This is a genomic window from Actinoplanes sp. NPDC089786, assembly GCF_040684855.1.
In the GTDB taxonomy this organism is placed as follows: Bacteria; Actinomycetota; Actinomycetes; order Mycobacteriales; family Micromonosporaceae; genus Actinoplanes.
The window spans coordinates 102,749-120,474 of the sequence record NZ_JBFBGU010000015.1; the positions used below are offsets into that span (position 1 = coordinate 102,749).

Here is a 17,726-nt window from a genome sequence, read left to right on the forward strand (position 1 = left end):
ACCGGGAACCGGGAGGCGATCCTGCTCAAGACGGCCGCGGAGCAACCGATATAGGTCTCCCGAGACAGCAGCCGTTCGCGCTACTTCTCCACGCCCCCCTCGACTACTGAACGTGACTGGGAGATTGCAGCATGAGACTGAGCTGCCTATCAATGACCGCTGGAAACCGCCGGCGCATGGCCACGATCATCACTGCCGCGCTGGCCGTCACCGGCCTCCCGGTCGCCGCCGGCGCGCATCCGGTCGCCGCCGCGTGGCGGGATGTGGTGGTCACCGGCTCGGACGCCGACGGGGCCGCACGTGCGGTCGAGGCGGCCGGCGGCCGAGTGGTGGCCAAGCTGCCGGTCGTCCGCGGCGTTGCCGCTCAACTGGCGCAGGACAGCACCCTCGACCCGGCGTGGTCGATCGCCCCCGAGCGTGAGATCGCCGTGGCCGAAGCGGCGACACCAGACGGTACCGCCGGCGGGGTGGCCGTACGCCAGATGCTCGGTCTGCCCGCGGACGGCGACGAAGGACGTGGGGTGACGGTGGCCGTGGTGGACACCGGCATCGCCGCCGTGCCCGACCTCGCCGGGCAGGTGGCCGACCGGGTCGACCTGACCGATACCGGCACCGGTGACGGCTACGGCCACGGAACGTTCATGGCCGGCCTGATCGCCGCCTCGGGCAGGGCCTCGGGAGGCGCCTACCGCGGAGTCGCGCCCGGCGCGAAGCTGATCGACGTCAAGGTCGCGGACGCCGACGGGCGCACCGACCTCACCACCGTGCTGCGCGGCCTGCAGTGGGTCAGCGACCATCGCGAGGACGTGCAGGTCGTCAACCTGTCGCTGTCCTCGAACAGCCCACTGCCGTACCAGATCGACCCGTTGACGCAGGCGCTCGAATCGCTGTGGCACCAGGGCGTCATGGTGGTCGTGCCGTCGGGGAACGACGGCCCGGGCACCGGCTCGGTGACGTCCCCTGGCAACGACCCGCTGCTGCTGACCACGGGCGGCCTCGATGCCGAGGGAACGGCCGACCATGGCGACGACGTGGTCGGTACCTGGTCGGGGCGCGGCCCCACCTGGCAGGGCGACGCCAAGCCCGACCTGGTCGCCGTCGGCGGTCATGTGGTGAGCCTGCGCTCGCCGGGCAGCGTGGTCGACAAGGGCAACCCTCAGGCCCGGGTCGGCAACGGCTACTTCCGCGGTTCCGGGACGTCGATGGCCGCGGCGGTGACCTCCGGCGTTGCCGCGGGCGCGCTCGCCCTGCAGCCCCGGCTGCGGCCGGACGCGATGAAGAACCTGCTCACCACCACGACCTACGCCAGTGCCGGACTGAGCCGGGCGGCCGGCGGCGGCGCGGGCGGCCTGGACGCGGCCCGGGTGCTCAAGTCCGCGTCCGGCTGGCGCGTCAGCAAGGCGCAGAAACAGTACGACGACGACACCGCCACGATCGGGCGCGACGCGAGCCGCTGGGCGGCATTCTCGAAGGCCGTCGTGGACGGCGACCAGGACGCTGCCGAACGGGCGTGGACAAAGCTGACCCCGGCGTCGCGGGACTGGGCTGCCCGGGCCTGGGCACAACTCGACCCGGCCGCACGCGCCTGGGCGGCACGGGCCTGGGCAGCGCGGGCCTGGGCCGGCGCCGCCGGTGAGTGGGCGGCCCGGGCCTGGGCGGCCCGGGCGTGGGCCGCTCGAGCCTGGGCGTCGGACGACTGGGCGGCCCGCGCCTGGGCCGGCTCCGATTGGACCGCCCGAGCCTGGGCCGCCGACGACTGGACGGCACGGGCCTGGGCGGCCGACCGATGGGCCGCCCGCGCCTGGGCCTGGATGCCCCTGTCGTGAGCACGGCTCCGTCACGCGCCGGCCGCCCGGGTCTGTCCCGGGCGGCCGGCGCCGTGCGTTCACAGCTGGGCGATCCGATCCTGCGCCGGGTGGTGGCGGTCGTCCTGCTGGGCTCCGGGCTGGCCACCGTGGTGATCCTGGGATTTCCGGGGCACGGCAGCGTCTTGCGCGGAATCGGTGTGCCGACGGCGTTGCTGCTGCCCGGCCTGACGGTGCTGACCTGCCTCGCCGAGATAGCCGTGGTGCGACTACGGCACGGGGAAGCCGTCGAGGAGCTCAGCCTCTACGAGGTCGCCCTGATCATCGACGTCCTGCTCCTGTCGCCCCGGGACGCCCTGATCGCCACCGTCGGCGGGCTGGTGTTCGCCAGCGGATTGCAGCGGCGGCCCGTCGTGAAGGCGCTCTTCAACGTCGGCACCTACACGGCCGCCACCTCGGTACTGATCATCATCGTGCATCTGGTGGCCGGCACGCCCGGCGTGATGACCCTGCACGTGCTCGCCGGCGTGGTGCTAGCAACGATCGCCTTCACGATGGTGAACCTCTGCTGCCTGGCTCAGGTCCTGGGCGTCATCAACTCCCAGCCGCCCTGGCTGATCGTCCGCTCGGAGGCCCGGCTGTCCGGATACATGGCCGTCGGGACGGTCGCGACCGGGCTGACCACCACGGAAATCGCGCTGCATGCACCGTTGCTGCTGCCGTTCATGGCGATGCCCGCGCTCGCGGTCACCTACGCGTACCGGGCGGCGGCACGGGAAGCCGAGGAGCGTTCGCGGTCCGGCTGCCTGCTTCAGCTTTCACACGCGCTCGCCGAGCGCGAGGACGTGGTGCGTCACTTCGTCGTCCTGGTTCGGGAGGCCTTCGGCGCCGACCTGGCCGTCGTGATGCTGGAGAACGACGACGTGGCGCTTTCGGTGGAGGGTGCCGCACCTGGTTCGCTGCGGCACGGCCCGATTCCGCGCCACCTCGCTGCTCTGCGGCGGATCGACGGTCCGGTGGATCTGTCCGAGGACCTGCCGGCAGGCCTGCGCCGGATGGTGGTCGTCCCGATCCAGGGCGGCGGCCGCCGGTTCGGTACGGCGGCGTTCGCCGTCCATCGCCGCGATCGTGGATGGATGACGACCGGTGACATCAGCTTGCTGGCCTCACTGGCCAGCGCTCTCGCCGTGGCCATGCGCGGCGCCGAGCACCTGGACCGGCTCGTGGACGAGACCAGCAAGCTGCAGGCCGTCGTCGAGCAGTCCGCCGAAGGCATCATGGTGATCGACGGCGACGGGTTGGTCCAGATGTGGAGCCGGGCGCTGGCCGAGATCACCGGTATTGACGCGGCCGACGCCGCCGGCCGGCCGGTCATAGATGTCCTCGACGTGCCCGTCGAGGACGAACAGATGCTGCTCATGCCGGTGTCGGTGGCGCAACCGAAGGCGGTCTCCGAACTCACCGTCCGTCGCCCCGACGGGGAGCAACGCCGCCTGCGTCTAGCCCATTCGGCGATCTTCACCCTCACCGCTCTCGTCCGCGACGTGGTGGTGATCAGCGACCTGACCCGCGAATACCGCACCGACCGGCTCAAATCCGACTTCATCGCCATGGTGTCGCACGAGCTGCGGACGCCGCTGACGCCGATCATCGGCTATGTCGATCTGCTGCGTAAACGGGGGGAGCGGATGACTCCCCAGAAGCGACTGGATGCGTTGAACCTGATCGGGGACCGCGCCGGACATCTCTCCCGGCTGGTGGAGGATCTCCTGCTCGCCTCGCGGATCGGTGACAACCCGGACGACATCTCCCTGCGCGTGTCCTCAGCGACTCACGACCTGTGCGCGCTGGTCACTCAAGCCGCCCGGGATCTGGGTTCGGCCCGCGTCCGGGTGGACCTGCCGTCGGTACCCGTTTTTGCCCATTGCGATGCGGAGCGCACGTTGCAGGTGCTCGCCAACCTGATCGGCAACGGTCTCAAGTACTCCGCGGAGGAGACCGAGGTGCGGGTCGGCCTGCGGTTCGACGAGACCCGCCTGCACGTCGACGTCCGGGACCAGGGCTACGGTATTCCGACCGACCAGCTCGACAAGGTCTTCGAGAAGTTCCACCGCGTAGAAGATCCGATGACGATGAGCACCAGCGGCACCGGCCTGGGACTGTTCATCGCCCGCAGGCTGGCCCGCGCGATGGACGGAGACATCAGCGTCACCTCGACCCTGAACACCGGATCGACGTTTACCCTGTCCCTCACGTACGGAGAACACCGACTGGAGTAATCGCCTGGCTGGTTCTGAGCGTCAGTAGCGGGGTCCTGCAGTCACATCGATCTGGAGATCAATCCCGCGGTCGCTGTGATGGATCAGGTCGCCGTCACGGACGTCGCGTGACCAGATGCCGTACTCGAGCGCGGCCAGGATCAGATCGGTGTCACATCGATTCGAGGTCTTCCACCCGACGATGCGGCGGGCGTTTCCTACTCAGGTAGCGCCGATCACCACCGTGACCGCGGCGCTGACACTGAACCTTTTTCAACCTGGCGACCGGCCGGAGGCTTCAGCGCCGTTGACCGGCGCCGCTCCGTACGGCCCTGGCCACGTTGAAAAAGGTTCACTGACGATGGCACTGCTGAAGACCGAGCCGACAGGCTGACGCGAACACTGACGGAGGCGTCCTGCGGGCCGGCATCCCTCCGACGACGGCCCGCAGGACTACCCGACTACCGAGAAAGTTGGCCGCTGTCACCGGTTCCATCGCGCCGTACGCAGCGGGGCACCGACCTCGTGCAGGTGACGCAGCGCCTGCCGGTACGACTCGACCAGGCTCGTCTCCACGTAGGGCACACCGGCACGCAGGCAGTACGCCTCGACGAGGGGCTGGGCCTTCTTCAGGTTCGGGGTGGGCATCGCCGGGAACAGGTGATGTTCGATCTGGTAGTTCAGGCCGCCCAGGGCCGCGTCGATCAGCCGGCCCCCGGCGACGTTGCGTGAGGTCACCACCTGCTTGCGTAAGTAGTCCTCGTCGCCGGTCGGGTGCGGCATGCCCTTGTGGTTCGGCGCGAACGTCATTCCCAGGTAGACGCCGAACACCGCGTGGTGCACGAGGAAGAACACGAGCGCCTGCAGCGGGGACAGCACGACGAGCAACGCGGTCACATAGGCGACCAGATGCAACGCCATCAAGCCGGCTTCCAAGCCGCGGCGCTTCATGCCCGGCCGCCGCAGCGCCTTGAAGCTGGAGATACGCAGATCGATGCTGAGCAGCGTCAGCAGGGGGAAGAACAACCCGGCCTGATGACGGGTGATGAAGCCCTTCAAACCACGCCGGCCCCACGCGGACTCGGTGGCCCAGATCAGCACCTCAGGTCGTACGTCAGGATCGAGATCGTCGTGGTTGGGGTTGTTGTGGTGGCGGGTGTGCTTGTCCATCCACCAGCCGTAGCTCATCCCGACCGCCACGTTCGCGGCGATCCGACCGGCCAGCTCGCTGGGCCTCTTCGTACGGAACACCTGTCGGTGGGCCACGTCGTGCGCCAATAGCGCCGCCTGTGAGAAGGCGATCCCGAGGAACACCGCGACGGCCACGGTCCACCAGGAAGAGCCGATCAGGAAGAAAGCCACCCACCCGCCGGCGAGCATCGCGGCCACGACACTCGACCGCGCGGCGTAGTAGGCGGGACGTCGTTCGAGCAGTCCGGCGTTGACGATCTGACGATTCAGCACGGCGAAATCGCTGCCGGCCGTCCGCGGCCGCTGCGTAACAGATGCGCTCATCGCGCGACTCCTAGAAATCTGACGGCCAGACACGACGTCTCTGTCGGGCGGGCCGGCGTGAGCTGATGACAGGGCCGCGGAGTCTGGGCGGCCGCCGCGTCACCGCCCCAGGGCGACGACTGCAGTTCTCAACGACTACCCGCTCGGCAAGGCCGTAAACGGTAGGCAAGCGGTATGGGCGTTCATCGGTTGCGCGTGAGCCGGCGGGACCGGTGACGAACCTGCGGGAGCATTCCTGTTTGTGCCCGGACGGCCCGGGTATCCGCTGAATCGACGGTGACAAACAGTTGTCATCGGGAAGCCGCTTCTTCGGCTCATTCGCCTTTAACCAGCCGCAGCAATGCGAGGCACGACATGCTGGCCGGGCATTGATCGCACCTGGAGAATTTCTTGACCCGCTCCAACCTGGAAACTTCTCGGCACGACGTGACTCCCACCGACCGGGTTCCGCGTAGCCGCTCGGCCGAGACGAAGGCCGCCTTCAAGACCACGGAGTTCATCGCGTATGTCGTCATCACCGTGGGGATCCTGATCGCGTCCGTGGCGGTCGACGGCAACGGCAACGGTGACAACGGCGCCGCTGGCGACTACTTCCGCGCCGACCGGGCCTGGCTCTACATCACCCTGCTGACCATCGGCTACATGGTCAGCCGAGGGCTGGCCAAGGCCGGCAGCCGCGACTCCGACGTCTGATCAGTTCCCACGACCGCCGCCGCCCGGGACATCGACGTCCGGGGTGGCGGCGGTTTCATGTGCTGCTTCGCCGCCAGAAAATTCGAGGACTCCCCGTGGACGCTCCCACCAAGCCCGTCGCATCACCGACCGCCGCTCTGCGATCAGCCGTCGTCGTCAATCCGGTGAAGGTGCCCGACCTGCCCCAGCTCCGCCGCACCATCACGGCCACTCTGACCGCCGCTGGGTGGCCGAAGCCCATGTGGCTGGAGACCACAGTCGACGACCCGGGATCCGGCCAGGCCTCTCAGGCGGTGCGTGACGGCGCCGAACTCGTCTTCGCCTGCGGCGGTGACGGCACCGTCATGGCATGTGTGACCGCCCTGGCCGGAACCGACGTCGCTCTCGCCGTGCTGCCCGCGGGCACGGGCAACCTGCTGGCCGCCAACCTCGGACTCACCGGCGACCTCGCTACCGGGCTCGAGGTCGTTCTGCAGGGCGGACGCCGGCGCATCGACGTCGGCGCCGTCGGCGAGCAGAGTTTCGCCGTGATGGCCGGGATGGGCTTCGACGCCCACATGCTCGACGCGACCAACGACACCGCGAAGAAGCACATCGGCTGGCTCGCCTACGCCGCCGGAGCAGCGCGGCACCTGCGAGACCGGCCCATGAGGGTCCGCGTCACCCTCGACGACCGGCCGTCGTTCGCCTGCCGCCCCCGCACTGTGATCGTCGGCAACGTCGGACGGCTCAGCGGCGGAATGCGGCTGCTCGCCGACGCCCGGCCCGACGACGGGCTGCTCGATGTCGCCATCCTCAGTCCGCGTACTCTGCGGCACTGGCTGGCACTGGGCTGGGGAGTCATCCGACGCAAGGAAACGGTCTCGAACATGAAGACCTTCACAGCCACCCGGGTGGAGATCAACAGCAAGCGGATCCAGCCACGCCAGCTCGACGGCGACCTCATCGAGGCCGGCAAACAACTGCTGATCACCGTACGGCCGAAAGCGCTTCTGCTCTGCGTGCCCCAGCCCGCCACCGACCCCGACCTCGCCCACGACGCCGCCGCGACCGACCGCCAGGCGGACGAGATCCGTGCAGCCGTCGACGCAAGTGCTTCGGCGAGCTGACGCGTGGGGACCGCTGCTCCCTCAGCAGCAAGGCCATCTCGGAGAGCTTGAAGAATTCGCCGTGGCCACCACGGATGGGGTGCCGCCGTTCGGGTCGGCACCCGCGGTGAGCAGCGCCTCCACTGTCGCGGCGTTCGGACCGATATTTGCGGAGCGCTCGGTGGCCACCCTCGCTTGAGGTCGACAAACGTTTCGCCACAGAAACAGCGATCGCCGCCGGCCCGGAATCAATGTGGGCCGGCGGCGGTCGCTGAATTCGTCAGGCGTCGTACGAGGTGCGGCTTCCGGACTTGGCCAGTCGTGGTGCCGGGGAAAATGGACCAAGCAGAGCAGGACCCTGATCATTCCGTACGACGACGACGTGCGCATCCAACTCCGGCCGGACGCGAGCACGGTCAGGTGACCAGGGCCGGGACCTTCCCTGAAGGCAACCAGCGGGTGTTCCCATCACCGCTGTTCTGAGCCGTTGTCGTCGAGGGCGGCGAGGTAGGCGTGGATCTGGTCGACCTCCGGCACGCCGAGGTCGATGTAGAGGGTCAGGGCGTGCCGGTAGTGCTGGCTGGCTTGGCCGGGGTGGTTGAGGGTGTGGTGGGCGTGGCCGAGGCCGATGAGGGCGCGGGCCTGCTGGCGGCGGTCGCCGGTGTCGGCGGCGATGGTGTGGGCGGCGGTGTGGTGGGTGAGGGCGTCGGAGGGGTGGCTGGCGGTGTGTGCGGCTTCGCCGAGGCCGTTGAGCGCGCAGGCTTCGCCGTACGGGTTGCCGGTCTCGCGGTGGATGACGGCGGCCTGCAGGAGGTGTTCGGTGGCCTGGGCAGGCTGGCCGAGGCGGGTGTATAGCTTGCCAAGGCTGTCGAGCGTCCAGGCTTCGCCGATGCGATTGCCGGCCTGCCGGCACAGACGCAGGGCCTGCTGAAGATGGTCGACGGCCGGCCCCGGCCGACCTATTCGTATCTCAAGCTCGCTAAGGCCGTTCAGCGCGTAGGCTTGCGCGACCCGTTCACCGTCCGGTCCGAACAGGATGAGGCCCTGCTCGTAGTGGTCGGCGGCTGGCCGGTAATGGCCCAGGTACGTCTCGACGGTGCCGAGGTTGATCAGCGTATTTGCTTCGCCGAGTCGGTCGCCGGCCTGCTGGTACAGCGTCAGGGCTTTCTTGATTCGGCGGGCGGCTGGCCGGTAGTGGCCCAGGTACGTCTCGGCGATGCCGAGGGTACGCAATGCGCGAGCCTGACCAACCGGGGAGGCGGCCTGCTCGAACAGATTCAAGGCATTTTGGAGGCACTCGACAGCCGCCTCGAACCGGCCAAGCCGCAGGTGGGTGTCGCCGAAGTTGGTCAGGGCGTGGGCTTGTCCGATCGGGTCGCGGCCGTGGCAGGCGGCTTGGTAGGCGTGGCCGTGCACGGCCACGGCGTCGACGAGGTGTCCACCGCCGAGGTAGCAGAACAGGGTCATGGACAGTCGGACGGTGTGGGTGGGCCAGCCGTACGTACTGGTGTGTGCGGCAACCGCGACCAGAGTGGGCCGTTCGGTATCCAGCCAGGCAAGGGCGGCGCCGCGGTCGGTCAGATCCGGCACGGGCATGCCCGGTCGGGGAATGCGGGGCGGAGGGGTATGGGGTCGGTGGTGGACTTCGGCGGGGTGCAGGGTGTTCATGGCGGCGGCGGCCGTGGCCAGGTAGTAGTCGAACAGGCGGGTCAGGGCGGTGCGGCGCTCGGGCGGGCGGTCTTCGTCGTGGGCGCGGGTGTTGGCGTAGCCGCGGACCAGGTCGTGGAAGGTGTACCGGCCGGGGGTGCTCTGTTGCAGTAGGTGGTCGCCGCACAGGTGGTGCAGGCGGGTCTGGGCGGTGTGAAGGCCGGTGTCGGCCAGCGCGGCGGCGGCGTAGGCGTCGAAGTCCTGGCCCGGGTGCAGCGCCAGTAGTCGCAGTAGTCGTTGCCGGTCGGCTGGTAGGTGTTGGTAGGACAGGTCGAGGGCGAGTTCGACGCCGGTGTCCAGGCGCCGCTGCTGGTGGCGTTCGTCGAGCCGGTCGGCGTGATCGGTCAGCGTCCAGCCCGGTTGGGCCCGCATGTGCCCGGCAACCAGCCCGAGCGCCAGCGGTAGATAGCCGCAACGTGCGGCTATCCGGGCCGCCGCGTCGGGATCGTCACCGATCGGAACGTGGGGTGCGGCTCGGGTCAGAAATTGCCGGGCCTCGTCCGCCGTGAACACGTCCACCGTGAGCTGTGTCGCCGCGTCCAGGTCGGCGAGGCTTCGCCTACTGGTGACCAGGGTGAGGCAACCCGGGGTCTCCGGTAGCAGCGGCCAGACCTGATCGGCGTCGGCGGCATTGTCCAGGACGACCAAGGCACGGACGCCGGCAAGCTGGCCACGATAGACCGTGGTGCGGGCGTCCAGGTCGTGCGGGATCTGCTGGCCGGGCACGCCGAGCAGGCGCAGGAAGCCGTCGAGGACGGCGGCCGGATCGGCGGGTGGCTGGGCCGGGTCGGGGTGGAACCCGCGCAGGTTGACGAACAGCACCCGGTCGAACGGCCTCTCGCCGGTGAGGAGGTGCCCGGCGTGGATGGCGAGTTGGGTCTTGCCGATTCCGGCCATCCCCGCGATCGCGGAGATCACCACCGCACCACCATTTTGCTGGCTGTGGTGCAGGGCCTGGCGGAGCTGGTTGAGTTCGGTGCTGCGGCCGGTGAAGCCGACCAGGTCCGGCGGCAGCCGGTCCTGGGTCCGCACCTGCGCCGCTGCCCGGGTCTCCCCACCGATTACTCGTAGCGCTTGGCGCCACTGGGTCACGTATCCCACGTCAGGGTGCAGGGCCTGCACGATCGCGATGACGAGGTCGGTGTTCAGCCGTCGCCGGCCGGGTTTGAAACAATCCCCGACTGTGGGCCTCTTGGCCGACTCCCCGGCCGGGCGACCGGCGGCGGTCCACGCGTCGTTGATCTCGCTGGTGATCCACTCGTAGGACGGGTCCCCGGCCCACACCTTCAACGACCGCAGTTCGTCGATCAGCTCATCGAGAGTGCGGGCCCGGCCCGGGTCCGGAATCGCGGCGAACGCATCATCCGGCCGCACAGCATCCATAGATCATCCCTAGGCATAGGTGACCGTCGAGAACGCTCGTTCAGCGTATCGACGCGGCAGGTGAGGTCGGGCTCGTGTCCACGATCTGCCACTCGGACATGATCGGGACAAGTGGATGTTCCCTGCTGGATTTGTCTGGGATTTCCCCACGCGGCAAGCCGCCACGGAAACCTCGTCGGTAAGCCAACCCCAGCCGGCCGGGACTTCCCGCCGACGACATCGTGATCGAGGAGACTCGCAGTGCGCCATCAACTCAGGCACCGACAGCCCGCCCTTCGCCGCCTGGCACTCATGCTTACCTCGGCCGCCATGACTCTCGGAGTGCTTCCCGCGGCCGCTGCCGCCACTGAGGGCCGGACCGCGTCGCAGCAAAGGCAGATCGAATCCGCCCCGGACGCCGCGTGGTCGTTGGCCGCCACACTCGACCCAGCTCACGTGCAGACCCCCAACAGCGTATTGACGCTCTACGGCGTCTACGCGTTCACCCCGATCCTGGTCAACTTCAACCCGAAGGTGTTGGACCCGTCCATCAATCAGAGCGCCGTGCCCATGTACGCGGTCCCGGACGACAGGCCACACACCTACAAGGTGGTCTTTCATCTGACCACCGACGTCACCGCGACCACCCGCTACAAGCTCAACGACCGTACGCCGGTCACGGTCGCCGCCGGCGACGCGGACCTGGAATTCACCGAAACCATCACCAAACAAGGCTGGCACCCCTGGGCCCTGCGCAACGCCAACAACGATCACTGGCTGTTCTACTCCGTCAAGGTCTACGAACAGATCGGATGAGCGGACGACCGCCGCAGCAAGCACGTTCGAGACCGAGGCGCACCACCACCAAGCGGTACGTATGGAGGACCACGCCATGACCGACTCGAAAGACGCCACCGCCGCAATCAACGATGATGAGCACCCCCACACGCATGCGCCAGCATCCGGCGTCGCGCTGAGCGAAACCGTGATAGACATCCCGGCCAGTGCGACGCTTGCGACGCTGTCGTTCTCCTGGCCGAGGCTGTTCTCAGGGGGATGCACGCTGGGCGGAAACCGGTTGGACATTTTCGATGACGGAACCGCCCGATGGCAGGCGACCGTGATGTCGAGGAACGTCGGAGAAGACTCCTGGGGATCAAGGTTCCTATTCCTCGACAACCACGACGTTCCGCTGTGGCAGCACGGATGGATCTGGTCACCGACCCTGAGCCCGACCCCCATCGAATGGATCAGCGCCAACCAGATCTTCTTCGGCGCCTACATCTTCCCGCACATCGCCCGGGTATCGATGTCTTTTCACTGTTGAGGGTCTCGCAACAGCGACGAGCCGGCGGCAACAACAGCGGCCGGCTAGCCCAAATGCCGGGTAGTTAAGGGCTCGGGCTGGGTTGTCAAGCGTGTCGTGGAGACGAAGGCGGCGGGGTCTTGGCATAGAGGTTTGTCACTCAAAGTACGTACCGAAGCGGCGCGGATACGTACTCGGAGCGGCATGGATGCGTAGTTCAGCGGATGCCGGCCGGCCCGAAGTCGCCGCATCGTGTTAGAGAGAACCCGGAGTTCACGTAGGCGATCCGGACAGCGGGGTTTTTTTGGACGTCGGCAACGTGCACCTATCAGCTACTCCGCGGAGACTCTACGGCATGCGTTAAGAACTCACTTGTTCGAGTCAACGGCACCCCAGAAACCACATACGACGCCTGATCCACCACCACTGATGCATGTGACGAGCCGTGCCCGGAATGCTCAACGTTTCCAGAGAGCCTCCGATTCGGAGGCTGTGGTCGTAAAAATTACGCCTGAACTTCAACGACACCGGCTAAAACGAACCGGAGGTACCAGAAATGCAGCCCGAGAGTCAGGTGCACTTTTCAAGCACGGCGTCCGACGAGACTCGGCGTGTTCTATTCGATCTGGCCGAAAGCGTGACCTCGCATGTCGCCGCTCTCCAAGCGGCTGGCCGCGATCTCCTGATGCGTCGCGCCAACGCCGGTATGCCGGTCCCGACGGAGATCAAATTCGAGATCAAGGTCGGGCCAGGCGGCGACCAAACCACAACGGATCCCCTCTTGCGCCAGTCGGTCGAGTGTTGGGACCACACTTACGCCTGCGGCAAGAGCGAGTCGGGATACGTCATGTGCACTGCTCACGTCTGCATGATTACTTAGCAAATCGTAGCTCGACCTGCCTACTGGGCGTCGGCCGGCGGTCCGCTCAGCCGAGGCGTACGAAGCCAAGGATCAACACGTTGATTCCGACGAAAGTCAGTACGCCCAACGCGGACAGGAGAAATCCGATACGCAGGGCCGCCAAGCCGATCCGTTCATAGGCGTTGGCATCATTCGGAGTTGATCCCAGATATCCGCGCTCTCGACCGAGGAACACGGCTCGGACGCGCTCGGCCGGCGTCGTTCCGGTGGCGGCCTGCTGGAAGGAAGACTGGGCGATATTGAGTGCCACGTGAACGAAGAACAAGAACACGACGATCAGCAGACATGACGTCACTATCGCCAGGAGCCACGGTGCGGGCCGAACAATCAGCCCGAGCAGGGCCACGATGAAGCCGATCAGCGAGGCCAGCAGAAACGGAAGTCCAGTGGCTAGTTGGACAGCAGTCGAAAGATCCGTGGCAGGGATGAACTCGACGGGATCCGAGTTGCGCTGGCGGTAGGTGCCGGGCCGGCCCCGCCGGTTGCTCTCCTCCGGTGACTCGCCCGCGGGTGGCGGCTCGATCAGGGGAATCCGGAGCTTGTCGCGCTCGCTGACGAGGAACGCGAGCGCGAACACGGGAATGACGGTCAGCCCGATCTCACACACCTTGCGCGCCGCGTCCACGGACAGCGTCGTCATGATGTTGGGCACCTCCGCATCGGGGTGCGTCAATCTTGCTGCTCCGCCGAGTGCCGTGTCCAGCAGGGGCGAGAAGGTCGTCGTCATGTGGTTCGAGTCTCGATAGACGCAACACCGCACGCATCTGCCGATGAGCGTGCACCCGATCATCGACTGCGAGAGCTTCCGGTGGTCGCGCCAGAAGGCGGATGTGGACTATGCGAACCGTTGCCGCGGCGGCGCCGATCGGTTGGCGGATCGGCGCAGCCGGGCGCGAAGAACGCGCCTATCCCGCCCGCGAACGATGGCATGCGGAAGATCCCTGGCCTGTTCGGCCCGCTCGGCGAGGGCATACACGCGTTGGCGTACAACCCTCGCTTCTCCGAAAGTCCCATCGTGACAGCCTTCGATGCCGTTTCGATGTAAATCGAATGGCATGCCCGGGTGCGATCCACACTGGGTGTAATCGGACTCCTCAGCAGCCACCAGCGCCCTGACGGGCGTGCGAGCAAGGGGAGAACAGTCATGCGCGTTGTCAAGGCCGCCGCAGCCGCGGTCACCGCTCTGGCCCTCAGCCTGGGTCTGCCGGCCGGCGCGGCAACAGCCGCGCCGGCCCAGCCACAGATCCAGCAGACCGGCCCGGAGGGCATCGACGTGTCGCACTACCAGACGGTCGTCGTCTGGGCGACCGTCGCGCTCAACGGCAAACGCTTCGCCTACATCAAGGCCACCGAGGGAACGACCATCAAGGACACCTACTTCGACGTCAACTACCTGCAGGCCTACCTCGTCGGGATGATCCGCGGGGCGTACCACTTCGCCCGGCCGGCCCGGTCGAACGGCATGGTCCAGGCCGACTACTTCCTCGCCAACGGCGGCGGCTGGTCGGCCGACGGCCGGACCCTGCCGGGCGCACTCGACCTCGAGGGCGACTGCGCCGGCCTGTCACCGGCGGCGATGGTGCAGTGGATCCACCAGTTCGCCGACCGCTACCGCGAACGCACCGGCCGGCACGTCGTGATCTACACCAACCGCAGCTGGTGGAACAGCTGCACCGGCGGCAACGGCGAGTTCGCCGCGAACAACCCCCTCTGGTACGCCGAACCCGACCCTCAGCCGCAGCTGCCCAACGGCTGGAGCCGCTACACCTTCTGGCAATACAGCCAGTCCGGCTCCGTACCGGGCATCAACGGCGAGGTCGACCTCAACGTCTTCAACGGCAGCCAGGAACAGCTGACCAGGTTCGCCACGGTCGGCTGACCAGCTGACGGGCGGCGGCCGGGCGACATCGCCGCGGTCTCGCGAGACGGGCGGCCGGCGCAGATGGACGCGGGTGACCTCCATTGCCGCACCCAGGTCCGGGCGCCCGTCCGTGCGACAAGGGCGGACCGTTCGGCAACGCTAACCACTCGCTGACATGCCGCTGCGATCTTCGTCGGCATGACATTCAGCAGAGTGCCCCTCCTCCTCGCGGCGACCGCCGCCGTCTTGGCCGTCACGGCCTGCGGGGGCGAGGCCGGGCCGCGGACCGCCGGCAAGAGCAGTGACGAGGTCGCCACCCTGCAGAGCGCGCCGCCCAGCGTTTCCGCGCCGGCCTCCGCGCCGGCCTCCGCGCCGGCCGGGCCGGAGATCGGTGCGATCATCCGGCCCGACGCCGGCAGCGAGGAGATCCGCGACCTCGAACGCATCTACTTCAAGTGCCTTCGCGACAACGGAGCACCGTCGTCGAAGGACGGCGAGACCAAGGCGGGGCAGCCCTCGCCCTCCCCCGAGAAGGTCCGGGCCGCGAAGACCGCCTGCGCCGGCAAGGAGCCGATGAGCTGGCTGGAGGTGGAGCGGCGCACCAACCCGGAGTTCGCCGACCTGCTGCGGAGCGCGGCCAAGTGCCTCAAGAAGAAGGGGTTCGAGGCCCGGGTCGTCCAAGAGCCCGAGTTGCGGCTCGCCTACCGGGACTCCGGCGAGTTCATGCGGGCCGGCGACACCGAGGACAAGTGCATCGACGAGGCGTTCGCCGAGCGGATCAAGACGTACCGCTGAGGGGCCGGGCGGGGACGCGTACGGTGACGGTCGTTCCGGCGTCGAGCGCGCTCACCGCCTCGACCGTCCCGCCGTGCGCCTCCGCGAGATCGCGCACGATGGCCAGGCCCAGGCCGCTCCCGCCGGTGTTGCGCCCGCGGGAGCGGTCGGCCCGCCAGAACCGGTCGAAGATGTGCGGCAGGTCGTCCGGCGCGATGCCCGTACCCGTGTCGGAGACCTCGATGAGCAGGGCCGGGCCGGTCACGCCGGCCCGCAGCGCGACCGTGCCGCCGGGTGGCGTGTGCCGGACGGCGTTGGAGAGCAGGTTGCCCACGACCTGGCGCATCCGGACCGGGTCGGCCACGACCGGCTCGCGCGGGTCGAAGGATGTCGTCAGCCGCACCCGGCCCGCCTCCGCGGTGCCCCGGTGCGCGTCCGCCGCGACCCCCAGCACGTCGCCGAGCCGGAAAGGTTCCGGGTGGATGCGCAGCGTGCCCGCGTCCGCGGCGGCCAGGTCCCGCAGGTCGTCGAGGATGCGGGACAGCTGCGAGGTCTCGTCGAGGAGCAGCGCCAGCAGCTGCCCATCGGTGGGCGTCACGCCGTCCTCGGCCGCCTCCAGCCAGCTCCGGATGTTCGTCATGGGGCTGCGCAGCTCGTGCGCGATGTCACTGATCATGGCCTTGCGCTGCTGCTCGGAGCGGTCGCGGCGCTCCGACAGGTCGTTGAGAACCATGGAGAGATGGCCGATCTCGTCCCGGCGGGCGACCGGCATCGGCTCCCGGGCGCCCGCCGCGGCGGCGAGTGCCCGCAGCGGCCGGACCAGGCGCAGTCCCGCGACGACCGTGAACGCCACGGTCAGCGCGAGGACCACGCCGGTGACCCAGGCGATCCGGCCGACGTTGTCACCGGACAGGCTGAACACCTCGGGCTCGCCCGGCGCGACCGGATCGCCGACGTACAGCAGCGCGGGCGGGGCCACGTACGGTCGCAGCTGGGCCCGGCGCGCGCTCATGACGCACGCGTCGAGCTTCGGCGACGAGATCTCCTTCGTGACGAAGCCCGGCCCGATGGTGATCGGCGGGTCCGCGCCCATGCACCGGGTGATCCGGCGCCCCAGGTCGTCCAGCGCCCTGGACTCGGTCCGGATGAGATTCGGGAACCGGACGCCGCCGCAGCTCTCGGCGGCGACGTCCCCGACGGTGGCGGGCCGCGGCCGCACGACCAACTGCCCGGTCGGCTCCTCGACCGCCTCGCCGCGAACGCCGTTGTTCCGCATGCAGCCGAGTACGCCGTCGGCCCACTTGCGCATGATCGCCCGCTCGTCCTTCGCCAGCCGATAAGGCCCGACCGCCCTGGGGTCCGGGCCGACCAGCGGATCGATCGTCGCGGTCGGCCGGCGGTCCGTGGGCGACGGTCCGGGGTGCGTGTCCGCGATCGGCTGCCGGTCCGCGGTCAGCAGCGTGATGCGCTGCCCGGTCCGCCGCGCCAGCCCGTCCAGCACCGGGGCGACCCCTTCCCAGCCGCGGTGAGTGGCGGCGAAGCCGGTCAGGACGTCGTACACATGCTGATCGTCGGCGAGCGAGCGGCCCTGCTCCTGGCGGATCGCCTGGGTCGTCGTCTCGACCGCGAGCCACGCCGTGCCGACGACCGCGCAGATCGCCACGAGGATCGAGGTCGCCAGGAGCCGCACCACGATGCTGCGGTGCACCGGAACGCCGCGGGAGGCCATCACGCGCCGCCGGTGAGCTTGTATCCGACGCCGTACACGGTGACCAGCAGTTCGGGCCGATGCGGATCCGCTTCGATCTTCCGGCGCAGGTTGAGGACGTGGACGTCGATCGCCCGGCGCGTGGAGGTGCGGTCCAGGCCGTTGATGACTTCCAGCAGCTGGAGGCGGGTGAAGACCCGCTCGGGCTGCGCGCTCATCGCGTCGATCAGAGCGAACTCGGCCCGCGTGCACTCGATCCGCCGCCCGGCCACGGTCACCTCGTGCCGCCCGGGGTCCACGGTCAGCTGCCCGACGTGGCGGATCCCGCCGGGGTCCGGCGTCGCCGCGGCGCGGCGGAGCAGGCTGCGGACCCGCGCGGCGAGGACCCGGGGGCTGTACGGCTTGGTCAGGTAGTCGTCGGCGCCCAGCTCCAGCCCGACGAGTTGATCCTCCTCCTCGGTGCGCGCGGTCAGCATGAGCACCGGCACCGACGAACCCTCCCGCAGCCGCCGGCACACCTGCAGCCCGTTCATGACCGGGAGCATCACGTCGAGCACGAGCAGATCCGGCGCCGACCGCAGCGCGTGATCGAGCGCCGACTGCCCGTCGTGCACCACTACCGCCCGGTGGCCATCGGCCTCCAGGTACTGCCGCAGCGCCTCAGCCTGGCGCTCGTTGTCCTCGGCGATCAGCACGTATGCGCACACGGGCGGCACTATAGGCAGAC

The 17,726-nt window shown here is 68.6% G+C and carries 14 protein-coding genes; 9 read left to right on the plus strand and 5 right to left on the minus strand.

Going from position 1 to position 17,726, the window contains the following annotated elements:
* Positions 1-152 precede the first annotated feature (152 nt).
* The 3 genes from AB0O15_RS32515 to AB0O15_RS32525 all read left to right on the plus strand — a co-directional run bounded on the left by AB0O15_RS32515 (position 153) and on the right by AB0O15_RS32525 (position 4,457).
* Positions 153-1,826, plus strand: a complete 1,674-nt coding sequence (locus AB0O15_RS32515) for a S8 family peptidase (RefSeq protein ID WP_364326411.1) — start codon at positions 153-155, stop codon at positions 1,824-1,826.
* Entirely contained in the window at positions 1,823-4,084 is a 2,262-nt protein-coding gene (locus AB0O15_RS32520) for an ATP-binding protein (protein ID WP_364326414.1), read from the plus strand. Before AB0O15_RS32515 ends, AB0O15_RS32520 begins: the two co-directional genes overlap by 4 nt.
* Before the next feature lie 148 nt (positions 4,085-4,232).
* The gene (locus AB0O15_RS32525) at positions 4,233-4,457 is read left to right on the plus strand and encodes a hypothetical protein (protein WP_364326417.1); all 225 of its coding nucleotides are present in this window, start codon (positions 4,233-4,235) and stop codon (positions 4,455-4,457) included.
* A gap of 89 nt (positions 4,458-4,546) precedes the next feature.
* On the opposite strand, the gene AB0O15_RS32530 is transcribed toward AB0O15_RS32525, so the two are convergent.
* On the minus strand, positions 4,547-5,578 hold the full coding sequence (locus AB0O15_RS32530) for an acyl-CoA desaturase (RefSeq protein WP_364326419.1): 1,032 nt from the start codon (positions 5,576-5,578) through the stop codon (positions 4,547-4,549).
* A 390-nt stretch (positions 5,579-5,968) separates the two neighbouring features.
* On the opposite strand from AB0O15_RS32530, the gene AB0O15_RS32535 reads away from it, so the two are divergent.
* Both AB0O15_RS32535 and AB0O15_RS32540 read left to right on the plus strand, forming a co-directional pair.
* Positions 5,969-6,271, plus strand: coding sequence for a hypothetical protein (locus tag AB0O15_RS32535; protein ID WP_364326422.1), 303 nt, complete (start codon positions 5,969-5,971; stop codon positions 6,269-6,271).
* 95 nt (positions 6,272-6,366) lie between these two features.
* On the plus strand, positions 6,367-7,380 hold the full coding sequence (locus tag AB0O15_RS32540) for a diacylglycerol kinase family protein (RefSeq protein ID WP_364326425.1): 1,014 nt from the start codon (positions 6,367-6,369) through the stop codon (positions 7,378-7,380).
* Positions 7,381-7,827: 447 nt separating this feature from the next.
* On the opposite strand, the gene AB0O15_RS32545 is transcribed toward AB0O15_RS32540, so the two are convergent.
* A complete protein-coding gene (locus tag AB0O15_RS32545; RefSeq protein WP_364326428.1) occupies positions 7,828-10,449 on the minus strand; it encodes a tetratricopeptide repeat protein in 2,622 nt (873 codons plus the stop codon).
* Between the two features lie 309 nt (positions 10,450-10,758).
* Between AB0O15_RS32545 and AB0O15_RS32550 the strand changes: the two genes are divergently transcribed.
* Entirely contained in the window at positions 10,759-11,244 is a 486-nt protein-coding gene (locus tag AB0O15_RS32550; RefSeq protein WP_364326431.1) for a hypothetical protein, read from the plus strand.
* Between the two features lie 76 nt (positions 11,245-11,320).
* Complete coding sequence (locus AB0O15_RS32555) at positions 11,321-11,755, plus strand: DUF6294 family protein (protein WP_364326434.1); 435 nt, start codon at positions 11,321-11,323, stop codon at positions 11,753-11,755.
* A gap of 905 nt (positions 11,756-12,660) precedes the next feature.
* Here AB0O15_RS32555 and AB0O15_RS32560 read toward each other — a convergent pair.
* Complete coding sequence (locus AB0O15_RS32560; RefSeq protein WP_364326437.1) at positions 12,661-13,383, minus strand: hypothetical protein; 723 nt, start codon at positions 13,381-13,383, stop codon at positions 12,661-12,663.
* A 417-nt stretch (positions 13,384-13,800) separates the two neighbouring features.
* On the opposite strand from AB0O15_RS32560, the gene AB0O15_RS32565 reads away from it, so the two are divergent.
* Both AB0O15_RS32565 and AB0O15_RS32570 read left to right on the plus strand, forming a co-directional pair.
* A complete protein-coding gene (locus AB0O15_RS32565; protein ID WP_364326440.1) occupies positions 13,801-14,535 on the plus strand; it encodes a GH25 family lysozyme in 735 nt (244 codons plus the stop codon).
* 180 nt (positions 14,536-14,715) lie between these two features.
* Entirely contained in the window at positions 14,716-15,312 is a 597-nt protein-coding gene (locus AB0O15_RS32570; RefSeq protein ID WP_364326443.1) for a hypothetical protein, read from the plus strand.
* Here AB0O15_RS32570 and AB0O15_RS32575 read toward each other — a convergent pair.
* Entirely contained in the window at positions 15,296-17,020 is a 1,725-nt protein-coding gene (locus AB0O15_RS32575; RefSeq protein ID WP_364326678.1) for a HAMP domain-containing sensor histidine kinase, read from the minus strand. The two genes, AB0O15_RS32570 and AB0O15_RS32575, sit on opposite strands and share 17 nt — an antisense overlap.
* Positions 17,020-17,706: a response regulator transcription factor gene (locus tag AB0O15_RS32580; protein ID WP_364326446.1), complete on the minus strand. Its 687-nt coding sequence runs from the start codon at positions 17,704-17,706 to the stop codon at positions 17,020-17,022. Before AB0O15_RS32580 ends, AB0O15_RS32575 begins: the two co-directional genes overlap by 1 nt.
* Positions 17,707-17,726: the final 20 nt, after the last annotated feature.